This is a genomic window from Rhodococcus sp. IEGM 1406 (assembly GCF_030056745.1).
GTDB classification, from domain to species: Bacteria; Actinomycetota; Actinomycetes; order Mycobacteriales; family Mycobacteriaceae; genus Rhodococcus_F; species Rhodococcus_F erythropolis.
In genome coordinates, this window is the sequence record NZ_JASHKO010000001.1 from 1218007 (window position 1) to 1234044 (window position 16038).

At 61.3% G+C, this 16038-nt stretch carries 13 protein-coding genes; 7 read left to right on the forward strand and 6 right to left on the reverse strand.

The features are described 5' to 3' along the window. Window positions 1-29: 29 nt before the first annotated feature. Complete coding sequence (locus tag QM596_RS05940) at window positions 30-953, reverse strand: pseudouridine synthase (RefSeq protein ID WP_082148549.1); 924 nt, start codon at window positions 951-953, stop codon at window positions 30-32. A 140-nt stretch (window positions 954-1093) separates the two neighbouring features. Here QM596_RS05940 and QM596_RS05945 point away from each other — a divergent pair, with 140 nt between their 5' ends. The 4 genes from QM596_RS05945 to puuE all read left to right on the forward strand — a co-directional run bounded on the left by QM596_RS05945 (window position 1094) and on the right by puuE (window position 6364). Further along, a complete protein-coding gene (locus QM596_RS05945) occupies window positions 1094-3121 on the forward strand; it encodes a CocE/NonD family hydrolase (RefSeq protein WP_024487284.1) in 2028 nt (675 codons plus the stop codon). Between the two features lie 62 nt (window positions 3122-3183). Beyond that, the gene (locus tag QM596_RS05950) at window positions 3184-4428 is read left to right on the forward strand and encodes a DUF6986 family protein (protein WP_283308365.1); all 1245 of its coding nucleotides are present in this window, start codon (window positions 3184-3186) and stop codon (window positions 4426-4428) included. Between the two features lie 3 nt (window positions 4429-4431). Further along, on the forward strand, window positions 4432-5418 hold the full coding sequence (gene alc / locus QM596_RS05955) for an allantoicase (RefSeq protein WP_060938101.1): 987 nt from the start codon (window positions 4432-4434) through the stop codon (window positions 5416-5418). 16 nt (window positions 5419-5434) lie between these two features. After that, on the forward strand, window positions 5435-6364 hold the full coding sequence (puuE, locus tag QM596_RS05960; protein WP_020908892.1) for an allantoinase PuuE: 930 nt from the start codon (window positions 5435-5437) through the stop codon (window positions 6362-6364). Between the two features lie 7 nt (window positions 6365-6371). Here puuE and QM596_RS05965 read toward each other — a convergent pair whose 3' ends face one another. Then, window positions 6372-7148 (reverse strand): class I SAM-dependent methyltransferase, encoded by a 777-nt coding sequence (locus QM596_RS05965; RefSeq protein ID WP_283308367.1) that lies wholly within the window; start codon window positions 7146-7148, stop codon window positions 6372-6374. Between the two features lie 46 nt (window positions 7149-7194). After that, the gene (locus QM596_RS05970; protein WP_020908890.1) at window positions 7195-8445 is read right to left on the reverse strand and encodes an MCE family protein; all 1251 of its coding nucleotides are present in this window, start codon (window positions 8443-8445) and stop codon (window positions 7195-7197) included. 339 nt (window positions 8446-8784) lie between these two features. Between QM596_RS05970 and QM596_RS05975 the strand changes: the two genes are divergently transcribed. Next, window positions 8785-9096 (forward strand): ArsR/SmtB family transcription factor, encoded by a 312-nt coding sequence (locus QM596_RS05975; protein WP_021345375.1) that lies wholly within the window; start codon window positions 8785-8787, stop codon window positions 9094-9096. Window positions 9097-9195: 99 nt separating this feature from the next. Then, window positions 9196-10371, forward strand: coding sequence for an MFS transporter (locus QM596_RS05980; protein WP_283308368.1), 1176 nt, complete (start codon window positions 9196-9198; stop codon window positions 10369-10371). On the opposite strand, the gene QM596_RS05985 is transcribed toward QM596_RS05980, so the two are convergent. The 3 genes from QM596_RS05985 to QM596_RS05995 all read right to left on the reverse strand — a co-directional run bounded on the left by QM596_RS05985 (window position 10338) and on the right by QM596_RS05995 (window position 13479). Beyond that, complete coding sequence (locus tag QM596_RS05985; protein WP_283308369.1) at window positions 10338-11066, reverse strand: aspartate/glutamate racemase family protein; 729 nt, start codon at window positions 11064-11066, stop codon at window positions 10338-10340. The two genes, QM596_RS05980 and QM596_RS05985, sit on opposite strands and share 34 nt — an antisense overlap. A 5-nt stretch (window positions 11067-11071) precedes the next feature. After that, a complete protein-coding gene (locus QM596_RS05990) occupies window positions 11072-12646 on the reverse strand; it encodes an NCS1 family nucleobase:cation symporter-1 (protein ID WP_069145703.1) in 1575 nt (524 codons plus the stop codon). Window positions 12647-12753: 107 nt separating this feature from the next. After that, window positions 12754-13479, reverse strand: a complete 726-nt coding sequence (locus tag QM596_RS05995; RefSeq protein WP_020908886.1) for a GntR family transcriptional regulator — start codon at window positions 13477-13479, stop codon at window positions 12754-12756. Window positions 13480-13675: 196 nt separating this feature from the next. Between QM596_RS05995 and QM596_RS06000 the strand changes: the two genes are divergently transcribed. Continuing rightward, the gene (locus QM596_RS06000) at window positions 13676-16009 is read left to right on the forward strand and encodes an ATP-binding protein (protein ID WP_069145704.1); all 2334 of its coding nucleotides are present in this window, start codon (window positions 13676-13678) and stop codon (window positions 16007-16009) included. Window positions 16010-16038: the final 29 nt, after the last annotated feature.

Genomic DNA, 16038 nt, shown 5'->3' on the forward strand with positions numbered 1-16038 from the left:
CGGAGGCGCAGTGGAAGGGTCCGGGGTCCCTACGGCGAGTCGCCACGGCCTGATTCGTCCGGCCAGGACAGGGTCCGCCGACTTTCGAACCGTTGCAGCCGGCCGGTCGTGGGATCCTCGAACTCGAGAACCTTCGACAGCAGGCGCAGCGGGTTCGAATAATCCTCTGCGGCAACGTCGTAGAAGTCGGGATAGAAGTTGTCGCCGTGGATCGGGAGCCCGAGCGAGGTCATGTGCAGGCGAAGTTGATGGGTCTTGCCGGTATGGGGAGTCAACCGGTACCGCGCGAAGCCGTCTCGCGTCTCGATCAGTTCGATCCGCGACTCGCTGTTGGGTTCGCCCTCGATCTCCGCGGCCTTGAGCACGCCGCGTTCTTTCACGATGCGACTGCGCACGATCACGGGAGTGCTCACCTGCGCGTCGTAACGCGCGATGGCCTCGTATTCCTTGGTGACGCGACGCTCGGCGAACATGGTCTGATAGCCGCGCCGGGCCGCCTGATGCACGGTGAACAGCAGCAGTCCTGCCGTGACGCGGTCGAGGCGATGCGCTGGACTCAACTCCGGCAGATCGAGATCCCGACGCAACCGCACCAAGGCCGATTCGGCGATGTATCGCCCGCGGGGCGTGCTCGCGAGAAAGTGCGGCTTGTCCACGACCAGGATGTTTTCGTCCCGGTAGAGGATGTCGATCTCGAACGGCACCCGCGCTTCGACGGGAGCGTCGCGGTACAGGTAGACGAAACGCCGGGGGGCGAAACCGCTCGTCTCGGTGATCGCGACGCCCTTCTCGTCGACGACCTCCCCGGCTGCGACTTTCTCCCGTAGGCGGACGGCGTCCTGGGGAAACCGTTCGAGCAGGTAGTCGAGCGTCGTCGCCCACATGCCGTCGTCTGGCTGACGGATGCGACTCGGGTTCAGGCCGTCGCGGACGGGAAGGGGAGATCGTGACACATCTTCAAAGCTAGCCGTCCGGGCGGCATCGAGACCTATTGACGACATATGGGACGGAAGTTACTATCCGGTAAGTTCGTGACGCCGGTCACTGTCGTGGGGGCAGGGCTGGGTCATCACAACAGAAAATTGGGGTTTTCGTGAGGACACGACTTCTACGTCGAAGGTCGACAACGATTGCGGTGGGGCTGTGCGTCGTGGGATTGACGGTGCCGAGCGCCGTCGCTTCCGCGGATCCGACGGGAGGGTCGGACGGACAGACCTGGCTCGCGGCCACGGAGACTGCGCCGCAGTATCCGGGCGTCTCCGTCGAGTGGGACGTACCCATCACGATGAGTGACGGCACGGTTCTGCAGGCAAATGTGTACCGACCGGCGGATGCGTCCGGGCGCGCTGTGGAATCGAAGGCGCCTTCGGTTCTCAACATAACTCCGTACACGAAACTGCTGGACACGTTGGTGGATTCAGCTCTGTCGATCCCGCAGGTGGGTGAGACGTTGATGGACGTGGCGAACTCGCTCGACCTCGCGGCGCCGTTCGACGGAGTCTCGGAGTTGACGGGCGTCATAGCCGGCGGAGGCGCCAGGGTTCTCGGCGTCAACCGTGATCTGGTCCAGAACGGATACACGCAGGTAGTGGTCGACGCTCGTGGAACCGGCTTCTCCCAAGGTAATTGGGACGTGCTCGGCAAGCGCGAGCAACAGGATTCGGTCGAAGTCATCGATTGGATGAGCAAGCAGGGGTGGTCCGACGGCAAAGTGGGGATGGCCGGAATCTCGTACTCCGCGATCAACTCCGTACAGGCCGCGAGTAACAATCCGCCTGCGTTGAAGGCAATCTTCCCGGTCGAACCAGGCAACGATCTGCTACGCGACATCGTCGGAACCGGTGGCGGACTCGGAGTCGGGTTCATGCCGTTGTGGCTGACCGCGGTCAACGGGCTCAAACTCATTCCGAACGTTCAGGACATCCTGCAAGGCAACTTCGATCCACTGTGGTTGGCGAGCCGCCTCGAGGATCCCGGCACCCTGATTCCTGAACTGGTACAAGCGATGACGGCCCAGAGAATCGAGGACGTGTCACCGTCGACTCTGCAAGTCGCACAGGACGGTCAGTTCTATCAGGACCGATCCGCTGACGTCGGCAACATCACTGTTCCGACGATGGTCTACGGCGGTTGGCACGACATCTTCGCCAACAGCGAGCCGCGGATCTACAACGGAATCGATCTGCCGGCCGGGCAGAAGCAGTTGATCATGGGCAACGGCTATCACGTCACTCCCGGTGGAGGATTCGGCAAGGACGGTGCGCCGCCTCGCCTCGACGTACTCGAACGCGCGTGGTTCGACAAGTGGCTCAAGGGCATCGACAACGGAATCGAGCGATACGGTCCGGTGACGATGTTCCAGCAAGGTGGCGGATGGATCACGGATGATCAGTTCCCGCGAGCGGGCGCGACGTACGAACGTATGTATCTGAACTCCGCGCCCAGCGGAACTGCCGCACACGCGGCCTACGACGGTTCACTGACCAGTGACCAGCCCAGTGCCGCAGCGCGATTGACAGTCGCACCCGGACTGCGAGGCTTCTGCTCCGGTGACGGAACTCAGGGCACTGCCGGGATCTCCGTGGTGCTCGGTGCGTCGTGTTCCAAGGATTCCCGATTCCAGGAAGCGGAGGGTCTGACGTTCACCGGTGAGGCAGTCACGGAGCCGACCTCACTCTCGGGCCCGATCAACGTCCACCTCGAGACAGTCCTGGACGTGACGGACGGATTCTGGGCAGCGACGGTCAACGACGTAGCGCCGGACGGAACATCGACACCGATCACGAACGGCGCTCTGACTGCGTCGCTCCGGGCGGTCGACGATTCCAAGAGCACTCGCTCGGCCAACGGTGACTACAGTGAACCGCACCACTATCTGACGATCGACACGCGTCAGCCGGTGGTTCCCGGTGAGGTCACCGCCGTCGACATCAACATGCTCCCGACCGACGCAGTGCTACAACCCGGTCACCGGCTCCGCGTCGACGTCTACGCTGCCAGCGTGCCGCGATACCTGGCGCTCGGGCCGATGCTTGCCGACAGCCAACTGAAGCCGCAGCACATCGAATTGGCTGCGGATCGGCCGAGCTTCGTCAACGTTCCGTTCGTAGGGGGTCGCTGACCCGGACTGGATCGGCGGCGTGAGAACCTGCGGGCTCGCGGACGTTCTGCGAAGATCGTCCGATGACAGAATCCCGACTCTCCGCCGCCGTCCACGATCGTCTGGACGGACTTCTGGATCCGGTGGACGAGCGGCTCGCGGCGCAGTACCCGGGAAACCGTGACGAGATCCAGCCCGTGCACACGATTTACGTCAGTGCCGCGGATGCAACCGTCGACACCCCTCGTCTCTGGGGTGAGCAGGCGATCGCGCTTCTCGATTCCCATGCGCATGTGTTCGCCGATCTCGACACGGAGAATGCGCTCGCAGATGTGCGAGTTCAACTCGGCCGCAAGCCGGTCCAAGACTTTCGGATCGATTTCGAGGACGGGTACGGACGCCACAGCGACGAAGAAGAAGACGCAGCAGCGACGTCGGCCGGGCGGACACTTGCAGCGTTGAGCGCTGATCCTGCCGGGCCGAACTGGGGCGGCATCAGGTTCAAAGGGCTGCCGGCCGGTGAGCGTCGACGCTCGATCAGGACGCTCGAGCTTGTGCTCGACGCGGCAGGCGGAGTGCCGGACGGATTTGTCTTCACCGTTCCCAAACTGCGCGCGGTGGAGCAGGTCACGGCGACGGTGGTGCTCTGCGAAGAACTGGAGAAGGCGCACGGACTCGAGACCGGTTCGCTTCGGTTCGAGCTGCAGATCGAGAGCCCGCAGGCGGTCATCGCTGCCGACGGAACTGTGGCAGTTGCTCAGGCCATCCATCGCGGTGCCGGCCGTCTGACCGGTTTGCATTACGGCACTTACGATTACAGTGCGGCTTGCGGAATTGCATCGCGTCATCAGTCGCTCGAACATCCGGTGGCAGACCACGCAAAGGCTCTCATGTTGGCTGCTGCCGCGCAGACCGGCGTCTGGGTGTGCGACGGGTCAACTCAGGTCGCGCCCGTCGGGAGCGCCACGGCGATCCGCGACGCGATCACTCGGCACCATCGCCTCGTCACGCGGTCCCTTGAACGCGGTTACTACCAGGGGTGGGACATGCACCCCGGGCATCTGGTCACCCGCTGGCTCGCCACGTTCGGCTTCTACCGCAACGCGCTCGGCGCCGCTGCCCCGCGCATCCAGTCGTACCTGGGGCGCCAAGGTGGCGACGTGATGGACGAACCTGCAACTGCCCAGGCGCTGGCAGCGGTGGTACTGCGTGGGCTCGACGCGGGGGCTTATCCAGAATCCGACGTTCTCCGGCTCGCCCCGAGCGCGGACACCAACGCACTCCACCACCTCGTAGGACGCACCACACCGATCACAGGAGAACACTGACCGATGAGCACCACCGAATTCACCTTGCTGCCCGACCTGGCACTGCGCACCCTCGGCGGAGCCGTCATCTGGGCGAACGACGAGGCATTCGCCGAGCGCGAGGCCCTGATCCGACCAGGTAAAGCCGGATACCAGCCGGCGACGTTCGGACACAAGGGGCAGGTGTACGACGGTTGGGAGACGCGTCGTCGCCGTGTGGCAGGCCATGACGAGGCGATCGTGCGCCTCGGTGTTCCTGGAGTGGTGCGAGGCGTCGTGGTCGACACCGCGTGGTTCAAGGGCAATTACCCGCCCGAGATCTCGGTGGAAGCAATCTCCGTCGACGGGTATCCGGATCCCGTCGACCTGGCCGGATCCGGCGAGTGGACAACCATCGTCGAACGCTCGACCGTGCACGGTGACTCGGAGAATCCGTTCTCGGTGGTTTCGGAGGATCGATGGACGCACGTCAAGCTGACCATTTATCCGGACGGCGGCGTTGCGAGATTCCGTGTTCACGGTGAAGCACGGCCAGACCCGCGTTTCCTCGATGCCGGGCCGTTGGACCTTGCAGCACTCGAAAACGGTGGCCGCGTGACCGATTGCTCCAACATGTTCTACAGCTCACCGCAGAACATTCTGTTCCCCGGACGCGCTGCTTCGATGGGGGACGGGTGGGAGACCGCCAGGCGCCGCGACGACGGAAACGACTGGGTGCAAGTACAACTCGCGGGTGAAGGCGTGTTGAGTTTCGTCGAGATCGACACCTCGTACTTCCTCGGAAACAGTCCAGGTGAGGGCGCTCTGACCGGCCGAACTCCGGAAGGGGAGTGGTTCGAACTGTTGCCGCGTACGACGCTGCGTCCGGACACGCGCCATCGCTTTCCGATCGATTCCGAAGTTCCGGTCACCGATGTTCGTCTGGACATCTTCCCGGACGGTGGCCTGGCGCGGCTGAGAGTATTCGGCGTACTCACCGACGCTGCTCGCGCTGTGATCTCCGGGCGCTGACGGTAAAGTTGTTGCCATGAGCGACTATCCGCGCGACGACTATCCCCGGGACATGGTGGGGTACGGCCCTCATCCGCCGCATCCGCACTGGCCCGGCGACGCGCGGATAGCGGTTCAGTTCGTACTCAACTACGAAGAGGGAGCCGAGAACAACGTCCTCGACGGGGACGCGGCTTCGGAGACTTTTCTGTCGGAAATGACTCCGGCGGAAGCATTTCCGAATCGACACATGAGCATGGAATCGCTGTACGAGTACGGCTCCCGGGCCGGGTTGTGGCGTGTCCTGCGGACCTTCGAGCGGCGAAACCTGCCTCTCACAGTCTTTGCGGTGGCGCGGGCAATGCAGCGTAACCCGGAAGCAGTCAGTGCTTTTCAGGAGTTGGGTCACGAGATCGCGTGTCACGGATTACGTTGGAAGTCTTACCAATCCGTGGACATCGAGCGTGAACGCGCCGACATGGCCGAGGCAGTCCAGATTCTGCAAGATCTGACGGGTTCGGCGCCTCTCGGTTGGTATACCGGACGCGATTCACCGAACACCCGCGAATTGGTGGTCGAGCACGGCGGCTTCGTCTACGACTCCGATTCGTACGCCGACGATCTGCCGTACTGGGTAGACGTTCCGCGTGGCACAGAGTCGGTGAAGCATCTCGTCGTTCCGTACACGCTCGATACCAACGACATGCGTTTCGCCTCTCCAGCAGGATTTCCCAGCGGCGATCAGTTCTTTGCGCACCTACGTGACGCCTTCGACGTGCTGTATGCGGAGGGAACGGCCGGATCACCGAAGATGCTCTCCGTCGGGTTGCACTGCCGCATAGTCGGACGCCCTGCCCGAGCTGCCGCCCTCGAGCGTTTCCTGGACCATGTGCAGTCACACGAAAAGGTCTGGATCTCGCGGCGAATCGACATCGCCGAGCACTGGAAGACCATTCACCCCGCGTAATGCGGGGCTATTTGCGCGCCTCGATCAGAAATCGACTCGAGTACGCGACAAAAGATCCGTCTCGACGGATCTGCTGATCGAGTTCCCGGAGCCGGTCCAGATACTGCGCGACGGTGAATCCCGGAACCATCCAGATCACCTTGCGTAAGAAGTAGACAACGGCGCCGATATCGAAGAATTCCATGCGCAGACGCTCGAAACGAAGGTCGACGACGGTGAGCCCGGCCGCAATCGCGTCGGCGCTTTCGTCCTCGTAGTGCCGTCCGCGACGAGCCTGCGGCTGAGGACCGAGGAAGAACTCGACGAGTTCGAACACGCTGGCGTGACCGACATGTTGAGCGAAGTACGTTCCTCCCGGTTCGAGTACCCGAGCGATCTCGGCCCACCACACCGTCGCAGGGTGTCGACTGGTCACCAGATCGAAAGCCGAATCGGCAAACGGTAGCGGTGGCTCGTCCGGATCCGCGACCACCACCACACCTCGGGGACGCAGAAGCGCGGTGGCCTTGGTTACGTTCGGTGGCCAGGATTCGGTTGCCGCCATCACCGGCGGGAGTGTCGGTGCAGCGGCGAGGACTTCGCCGCCGCCGGTCTGGATGTCCAGCGCAGCGCCGGCACCACCGAGACGTTCACCTATCAACCTCTGATACCCCCACGACGGACGCTGCTCCGTGGCGCGCCCGTCGAGCCACGAGAAGTCCCACCCGTCGACGGAGGCGGATTCGGCTTCGGCGACAAGTTCCTCGAAACTTCGTGACGTCCTCTCAGGCGTTCCTTGCGACATCACATCATCATCGTCGCGGAGCGTCGACGGTGCCAGTTTTTTACGGCTACTTCGGGGTGGCACCGAGCATCGGTGCGAGTTGTGTGGCAATCGGGTTCAGGTTGAGCTTGTCCGGGTCCACCTTGGGCTTGCTGTCCCACGGTTGCGAGGTGTTCGGGTCGGCGAACGCGATGCGGTTGGCGCTCCGAACTCCCGTTTCGCTGCCCTGGGGTGCCTGGCAGTTGGCGGCTGTGTTCAACGGGAAGTTCTGCGTCGTGTCGTCGAAGTTCGGGTCCTTGCGCTTCATCTCGTCGAGGATCGCCATGGTCCCTTCGTAACCGACGGTGCACGAGAGCGGGTTGTTGGTCTCGAGTACCAAGCCCAGATGTACTGTGCCGTCTCCCGGTGCAACGGTGGGCGCCGCCCCGGCGAGGGCAGGCAGGAAGAGCAGGAAGGGCTGCAGCGAGGGCAGTGTCGGGGCGGCTGCCGCTGCAACGGCGGAGAGGTTGGAGAGGTTGGTCGTGAGCGCGGGGCCGGCTTCGGTGACGAGAGAGCCGACTTGTTCGCTGGCCGGTATGCCGTTGTCGATCACGCGTCGGATGTCGGGGTCGCTGGTGCGCAATTGCGCAGTCAGTGCGTCGAGGTCGGTGCTGAACTGCTTGATCGCCGACGATTGATCGGACTGGGTCGTGAGTACCGTCTGGCTGTCGCGGATCAGTCCGAGGGTCTGGGGAAGGGTGTCGAGGCCCGACTGGGAAATCCCCGACAGCGAGTCGGCAAGTACCTGCAGATCTTCGCCCTTGCCGTTGAATGCCGCGCCGAGTTCCTTCGCGACGGTGTGGAGTGCGTCTACCGGAACGGAGTGCACCAGACCGTTCGCGCTGGTCAAGACGTTCTCGATGGGGATCGGCGTGGTGGTGTCGCCCACGGCGATCACCGAGCCGTCTTCGAGGAACGGGCCCTGGTCGGTATCGGGCTGAAGGTCGACGTACTGCTCGCCGATGGCTGAGCGATTGGCCACCACGGCTCGCGCGGATGCGGGAATCTGTGGAGCACTGCTGTCGATCAACAGGTCGACTTCGATTCCGTCGGACGTGAGCGACATGTCGCCGACGCGTCCGACGGGTACACCGCGATAGGTCACTTCGGCGTTGGTGAAGATGCCACCGGACGTCGCCAGTTCGGTTTTGACCGTGTATTGGCCGAATCCCAGAAGATTGTCCAGCCGTACGTATTTCGCTCCGACATAGATCAAACCCAGGAGCGCAACCACGACGAGTGCGACCAGCTGCCACTTGGCGAGCTTCGACATTACCATGTGGGGACGGCCCTGAACTGATGCGGTGTGTTCATGGTTCGACTCCCGAATGACTAGCCGGGTACGGCTGGTGTTGAGCGAATTGTGTTCACCCGCGAGCATTCTCGGGCGAACCGGAAACTTCCGGCAATTCGTTGTTGGCGATAACTATAAACAAGTCGTCACAGATAGAAAGTCGGCGCTGAGATTTCCGCAGGTCGTCGAAACGTAAGTGGCACAGCTCACTTCGAATGCGTCGATGTGACGTACGTAGCTTTGCGTCCGAATCGGGCTTGACTTCGCCGAACATATCCACAAAAGTAGATGCGTTCCGGTTGGCGGAGAGAAGGGGTGCGGTCCATGGATGCTTTGGCGATCTTCAAGGCGCTGTCCAACCCGACTCGTCTGCAGATCTTGGAGTGGCTCGCGCATCCGGCGAAGTATTTCGACGAGGACTCGTACACGCAACAGGATCTCGGGTTTCACATCGGAGTCTGTGTCGGTGACATTCAGGGGCGATCGGGACTTGCCCAGTCGGTGATCTCGGGGTACCTGCAGGGCATGAAAGATGTGGGTCTGCTCGAGTCCGAGCGCATCGGGAAGTGGACGTACTACCGACGAAACGAAACCGTGATCGGCGAGTTCAGGGAATTCGTTCGCGAAAAGCTGTAGCGGTCGGATTGCCCTCGTCGGCCGGTTTTGCTCAATCAAACATATCTATATATCTAGATATGTATCTGTCTTGTGTGGCGTAGTAGTAAGGAGTGTGTCGTGAAGTCGAAATTGTTGATACCGGTTCTGGCGTTGGGTGTATTCGGAATCATCACTACGGAGATGGGCATTATCGGGGTTCTGCCTCAGGTCAGCGAAAAGTTCGGTATCACCGCGTCCACTGCCGGATGGTTGGTCGGTGTGTTTGCGCTCGTCGTGGCGGTGACCGGTCCGTTCACGACGCTGATCACCTCGGGAATCAACAGGAAAACCGTTCTGTTGGTGGCGATTGCAGTCTTTGCGGTCTCCAACATGGTGTACGCGAGCACGTCGAGTTTCGAGGTGATGTTTGTATTTCGGATCATTCCCGCCGTGGTTCACCCGGTCTTCTTCGCGCTCGCACTCGCGAGTGCGGTTCGACTGGTGCCACCGGAGGAAGCAACTGCAGCTGTGACGAAAGTATTTGCGGGTGTCACAGTAGGATTCGCATTCGGTGTACCGCTGACGTCGTATCTGGCCGAGAACTTCTCGGTGTCCACGGCTTTCGTTTTCGGTGCCGTGGTCAACGTTCTCGCGTTTCTCGGGATTGTCGTACTTCTGCCCTCGGCTCCGGTGACACAACGCCTGTCGTACGGCGCACAGGTCGGGATCCTTCGCCGGCCGCGCGTGTGGTTGACCATCCTTTCCGTCACCTTCGTCTTCGCAGCCATGTTCTCGGTGTACGGATACTTCGCCGAATACCTCGGCGGAGTGACGGGCATGAGCGGATCGTGGATCAGCGCGATGCTCTTGGCTTTCGGTGTCGTGATGATCTTCGGCAACTTCGTCTTCGGGGCGGTGCTCGCCAAGAGTGTGGTGCGCACGGTTGTGGCTTTTCCCTTGCTGTACATTCTCGTCTACGTGATGCTCTATCTGGCAGGCTCGTACTTCGGTGCGATGGTTGTAGCCGTGTTGGTTTGGGGTGTAGTGCATTCCGGTGGTCTGGTGGTTTCGCAGAGTTGGATGGGGCGAGACGCAGTCGACGCGCCTGAATTCGGCAACAGCCTTTTCATCTCGTTCTCCAACTTGGGGATCACGCTCGGAACTGCGGTCGGTGGACTGTTTCTCGCGCATTTCGAAACCCGCCAATTAGTCTGGGCCGGAGTATTGTTCTCGGTCCTGGCACTGGTGACGATCGGTGCTCGACTCTCGCTCGGGCACGTTCACAGCGAGAACGGTGTCAGTGTGCCGGTGTAGATTTTGGGCAGTGGCCGTGTGAACTCGCCGCGCGCACTGGTCGACAGTCCGAGGGTGACCAACGATTGAACCATCGTGACCCCAGCGGCAACGCCGTCGACTACCGGGACACCGAGTTCGTCGGACAAATCCTGGCACAGGTCCGCCATGCCGGCGCAACCCAGCACGAGGACGTCCGAGTCGTCTTGCTCCAATGCGTCGAAACAGGCTTCCAAGATCACCTTTCGCGCGTCGGGATCACGATCGAGTTCCAGAACCGGAATCTCGCAGGAGTGGATACCCCGGCACCGAGCCTGCATGCCGTACCGGTCCACCAGATCGGCTGCGCGGCCGCGGGTTCGACCGAGGGTGGTCACGATGCTGAATCCGCGTCCCAGGAAACTTGCGTAGTTCATTGCCGCTTCGGCGACAGCTACGACGGGGCCCTTGGCCAGCTCTCTGGCTGCATCCAGGCCTGGGTCACCGAAGCAAGCAATGACGTAGCCGTCGACTTCGTTCTTTTCTCCGGCGGCGATCTCGGCCAGCATTCCGGGGATGCTGAGAGCTTCGTCGTAGTGGCTTTCGATCGACGCGGGACCCATCGCAGGGCTGACGGCCTCGACGAATGTGCCCGAGCCCGCGACGGCCCGGGCACATTCCTCGATCTTGGCGGTCATCGCCCACGTGGTGTTGGGGTTGATCACCTTGATTCTCATGACGATCAGTCGACCGTCACAGTGTCGGGAGAAGAAGCATTCCGGACAGCCAGGGAAGTGCGCGTGGCGAGTAGGTAGTAGACGGCGAATCCGAGCCCGCAACCGATGAACCAGCTGTACTGCGCTGCGGTGTACATCCCGGTGAGGTCCTTGCCCAGGACCGGGACCATTGCGACGACGGCTCCCACCACGGTGGCGATCACTGCAGCAGGATTGTATCCCTTGCTGTACCAGTAGGTTCCGGTCGGCGACATGCTGAACAGTTCGTCGACGATCACCTTCTGCTTGCGCACGAGGTAGTAGTCGGCAATCAGGATTCCGAACAGCGGACCGATGAAGGCTCCGAGGGTTTCGAGCGTGTAGTGGATGACGTCGGGATTGTTGTAGAGGTTCCACGGGGTGATGAGGATCGAGCCGATCGCCGCGATCATCCCGCCGGCGCGCCAGCTGATCTTCTGCGGGCTCACGTTGGAGAAGTCGAAGGCGGGGGAAATGAAGTTGGCCACGATGTTGATGCCGATCGTGGCGATGGTGAAGGTGAGTGCGCCGAGGACGATGGCGAAGGTGCTGTCGATTCGTGCCACTGTTGCGACGGGATCGGTGATCAGTTCGCCGTACACCGGCAGTGTCAACGACGCCGTGACGACGACCAACACCGAGAATACGAGGAAGTTCAACGGCAAACCGAGGAAGTTGCCCTTCTTGACTGCAGTGAACGACTTCCCGTAGCGGGAGAAGTCACCGAAGTTGAGCATCGGTCCGGAGAAGTACGAGACAACCAGAGCGATCGCACCGAGCATGACCGGCACGGCGTCGAAACCGGAGTACTTGACGTCGCCGAGTGTGAGATCGACAGCGCTCCAGCCTGCCTGGTAGATGAGGTACCCGCACAGCATGAACATCACGACATACACAGCCGGCCCGCAGAAGTCGATGAAGCGGCGGATCGATTCCATGCCTCGCCAGAAGACACAGGCCTGAAGTACCCACAGGAGCATGAAACTTCCCCAGCCCAGTGCGGAGAGTCCGGCGAATCCGTAATCTTCGACGACGGCATACGGTGCGAGTGACGGAAAGAGTTTGATCAGTACGACATCGAGGGCTGCCGAAGCGAGGAAGGTTTGAATCCCGTACCAGGCCACGGCAATCAGGCCACGAATGATTGCCGGGATGTTCGCGCCGAGAACACCGAACACGCTGCGGCAGATCACCGGATACGGTACGCCGGTAACTTGGCTGGGCTTGGCGACGAGATTGCAGAAGAAGTAAACGATCGTGATACCGACCAGCAGGGCGACGAGTACTTGCCAGCTGGCCAATCCCAGTGCGAAAAGACTACCGGCAGTGACATATCCGCCGACGCTGTGTACGTCGGACATCCAGAAGGCGAAGATGTTGTACGACGACCAGGTCTGCTTGCGAAGCGGCGCCAGATCCTCGTTGGTCAAGCGAGGGTCGTAGCCCGGTTTGATCAGTCCGCCGCCGACCGGGTGGCCCGCGGCTTCGACGAGGTCGGCCGAGCCGGTTTCCTTTGGGGGAGTTGGGGTAGTGGTCGTTCGGGACGGAAGAATGTCGGTCATGACAGCTCCTGTGCATCAGTGCAGGAAATCAGCGGACAGTGCACGAGCTCTCAGCGTCAGTGATGAAAACTGTGTTGAGAGAAAGGTATCGACGCTGTGTTGCACAGCTATTGCGCAATCGGTATATCTTTCTCGGCCAGTAGGCCGGTGTCTGTCGGCAGAGTCGCGATCACGGTGTTGAGTCGGCGATGATGGATTTCGGAAGCACTCAGAAGAGCGGCTGCGTCCCGACGCAGGAATGCGTCCAGCATCGCGGTGTGATCGGAGTGCAGAACCTGGCGATCGACGCCGGCAACATGGACCATCGGCTGTACCGGTTCGGTGATGTTCCAGGCAGCTTCGAACATGTGCAGAAGTCGAAGCATTTGCGACGGTCGGGTCAGTGCGAGGTGAAAGTTTCGGCTCTCACAGTGATAGGACTGAGAGTCGTCGTAGCGCAACGCGATCTCCAGACGGGAATTCACCTCGACGGCGTGTTCGTGATCCTCTTCGGTGGCCTGCTCGACGGCGACGGCCAATGCAGCTGATTCGAGAGTTTCGCGGACGATGTACATCTCGCGCAGTTCTGCCGGCGTCAACTGAGCAACGGTGTAGCCGAATTGGTGGCGGTGGTCGACCAACGACTCTCCGACCAGGGTCTTCAGCGATTCCCGCACTGGTATTCGGCTGACCCCGAACACATCAGCCACGTCGCCGAGAGGGATCGGGGTACCCGGAGGCGCCGAACCCGACAGAATCACTCGGCGCAGTTCGTCGAGGATCGTTTGTTGTGGACTGCCGGGAGCGTCGATTACCAGTTGCGTCAGTAGTACCGATCTACGGCGCGGCGGCATGTCGGTCTCCCTTCTCGTCGCTGCCAGGGTAGAAATCCGTTGTTTCGGGCGCGTGACACCGGCATGGCCGTCGTGAATCGCATGCGTGAGGGCCGACATTTCGACTGCGATGACGAAGCACAAGTGAGCGCTGCTCAGGGCGACGAACGCGGGGGTAGCGTTGATTTGTAGTGGTTGGCAGAAAGCGAGTCGGTCGATGGCATCCGTTGTGCGATCAGAAGCCGACCAGCGAGTTGTCGGCAACTTGCCCTTGGAGTTGACGAGTTTTGTCGGCCGACGGCGTGAGTTGGCCGAAGCCAGAAGATTGTTCGAGTCGTCCCGTTTATTGACGCTCACCGGTATCGGAGGTGTCGGCAAGACGCGGCTCGCGATCCGGCTTGCGAGTGCGCTCCAGCGGGTGTTCCGAGACGGCGCGTGGTTGGTGGAGTTGGGCGAGCAGACGGATCCAGAACTCCTCGAGGATTATGTCGCCGTGATTTTGGGGGTGCGGCCGGTGTCCTCGTCGGACCCGCTGCACACTGTGATCGACTACTGCTCCGATCGCAGTCTGCTGTTGGTACTCGACAACTGCGAACATCTGGTCGATGCCGTCGCTCTGTTTGCCGGTGCGGTCCTACGGCGATGTGCCGGTGTCAAGATCTTGGCGACGAGCAGAGAATCGCTGGGAATGGGCGGTGAGGTGACGATGCGCGTTCCCTCGCTCACCACGCCGCAGCAACAGCCGCGCGAATTCGAGGGACTTGCCCAGTACGAATCCGTGTCGTTGTTCACCGAGCGTGCGGCTTCAGTCGTCCCCGGTTTCACCCTCACTGAGGAGAACAAGCGCGCCGTTGCTCATATCTGTCACGACCTGGATGGACTCCCACTTCCGATCGAGTTGGCGGCCGCTCGCCTGCGCGGTATGTCGGCGGAGCAGATCATGGATCGGCTCTCGGATCGTTACCGCCTGTTGACTTCTGGTGGACGCGACGTACCGAGTCGTCAGCAGACTCTCCGATTGTCGATCGATTGGAGTTACGACTTGTGCTCGCCTCCGGAGCAGCAGCTGTGGGGTCGGCTGACAGTATTTTCCGGCGGGTTCGAGCTGGACGCTGCCGAGGGAGTGTGCGGGCAGGATTCGAGTTCGACGGAAGTGCTCGATCTCGTCACTGCGTTGGTCGAGAAGTCCATCCTCATTCGTGAGGAGATCGACGGCACCGTTCGCTATCACCTGCTCGACCTCTTGCGGGAGTACGGACGAGAGAAGGCCGAGTTCTCGAACGACTACGTGGAACTTCGACGGCGCCACCGTGATTGGTTCGAAGCGCTGGTCGTTCGTGCGGAATCCGAGTGGATCAGTGACCGGCAAGCGGCGTGGATCGCAAGGCTGGGTCGCGAACAGCACAACGTTTACGACGCGCTGGAGTTTTCGATTTCCACTACCGGAGAGGCGCGATCTGCGACGCGAATGGTCGGTGCGTTGTACAGATTCTGGCTTTCTGGTGGATTGCTTGTGCAGGCACGGTATTGGACGGATCGAGCTCTGAATACAGAGGATCGGGAGCTCGACCCGTTCCGCGTTGATGTCTTGACCATCGACGCTGTGAATCACGCGATGCAGGGGGAACTCGAACGGGCACAAGCGCTGGTCGACGAGAGTTGGCACCTGGCGAATGCCTTGGCGGACGTACGCTCACGCGGTCTCGCGGCATGGGGTGACGGATACGTCGATACGTTCAGAGGCAACTTCGATACCGCTACAGCCAAGCTGGAATCCGCGTTGACGCTGTTTCGATTGGACGAAAATCTGCTGCATGTGGTGATCGGCCTGGACACGCTGGGGATCGCGTACTTTCTTTCCGGGGCCCTCGATCGCTCGGTGGAGTGCAACGAAGAGACTCTCGCGATCACCGTGCCCGCCAACGAAGTCATGTTCCAGGCTTTTGCGTTGGGAACCCTCGGGCTCGTGGGCTGGCTCCGAGGTGAATTAGATGGCGCACGTGATTATTTGACGCGAAGTCTGAGAATTCTCGATGCCCCGATGAACTCGGCGTGGTGTATCGAACCACTGGCGTGGATTGCTGCAGCGCAACGTGATTGGAAGAATTCCGCGGTTCTGCTCGGCGCGGCAGCCATGTATTGGCAGAAGGTCGGGGGTCGGCTGGCGGGCCTGCCGGGTTTGTCGCCTCATCACGACACTGCGGCAGAGACTGCTCGTAGGGCTATGGGTAAGAGTGCTTTCGACAAGTCGTTTCGCAACGGATTTGTGATGTCCGAGGGTGAAGCTGTCGCGTATGCGCTCGACGAGCGTCGCAGTGTTCCGGGTTCATCGTCAACTGAGGCACCTCACCTCACTCGTCGTGAGCAGCAAGTTGCGGAACTCGTTGCGCGGGGCCTGACCAATCGCGCTATCGCGGAACATCTCGTGATCTCGCTTCGCACGGCTCAGGGGCATGTGGAGCATGTGCTGACCAAATTGGGTTTCACCTCCAGAGCGCAGATCGCGGCGTGGTTCGTGTCGACCGAGCAGGAGACCGACTCCCGAGGCTGAGATCGCGGGCAGTGGTTAGCGCTTCTCGG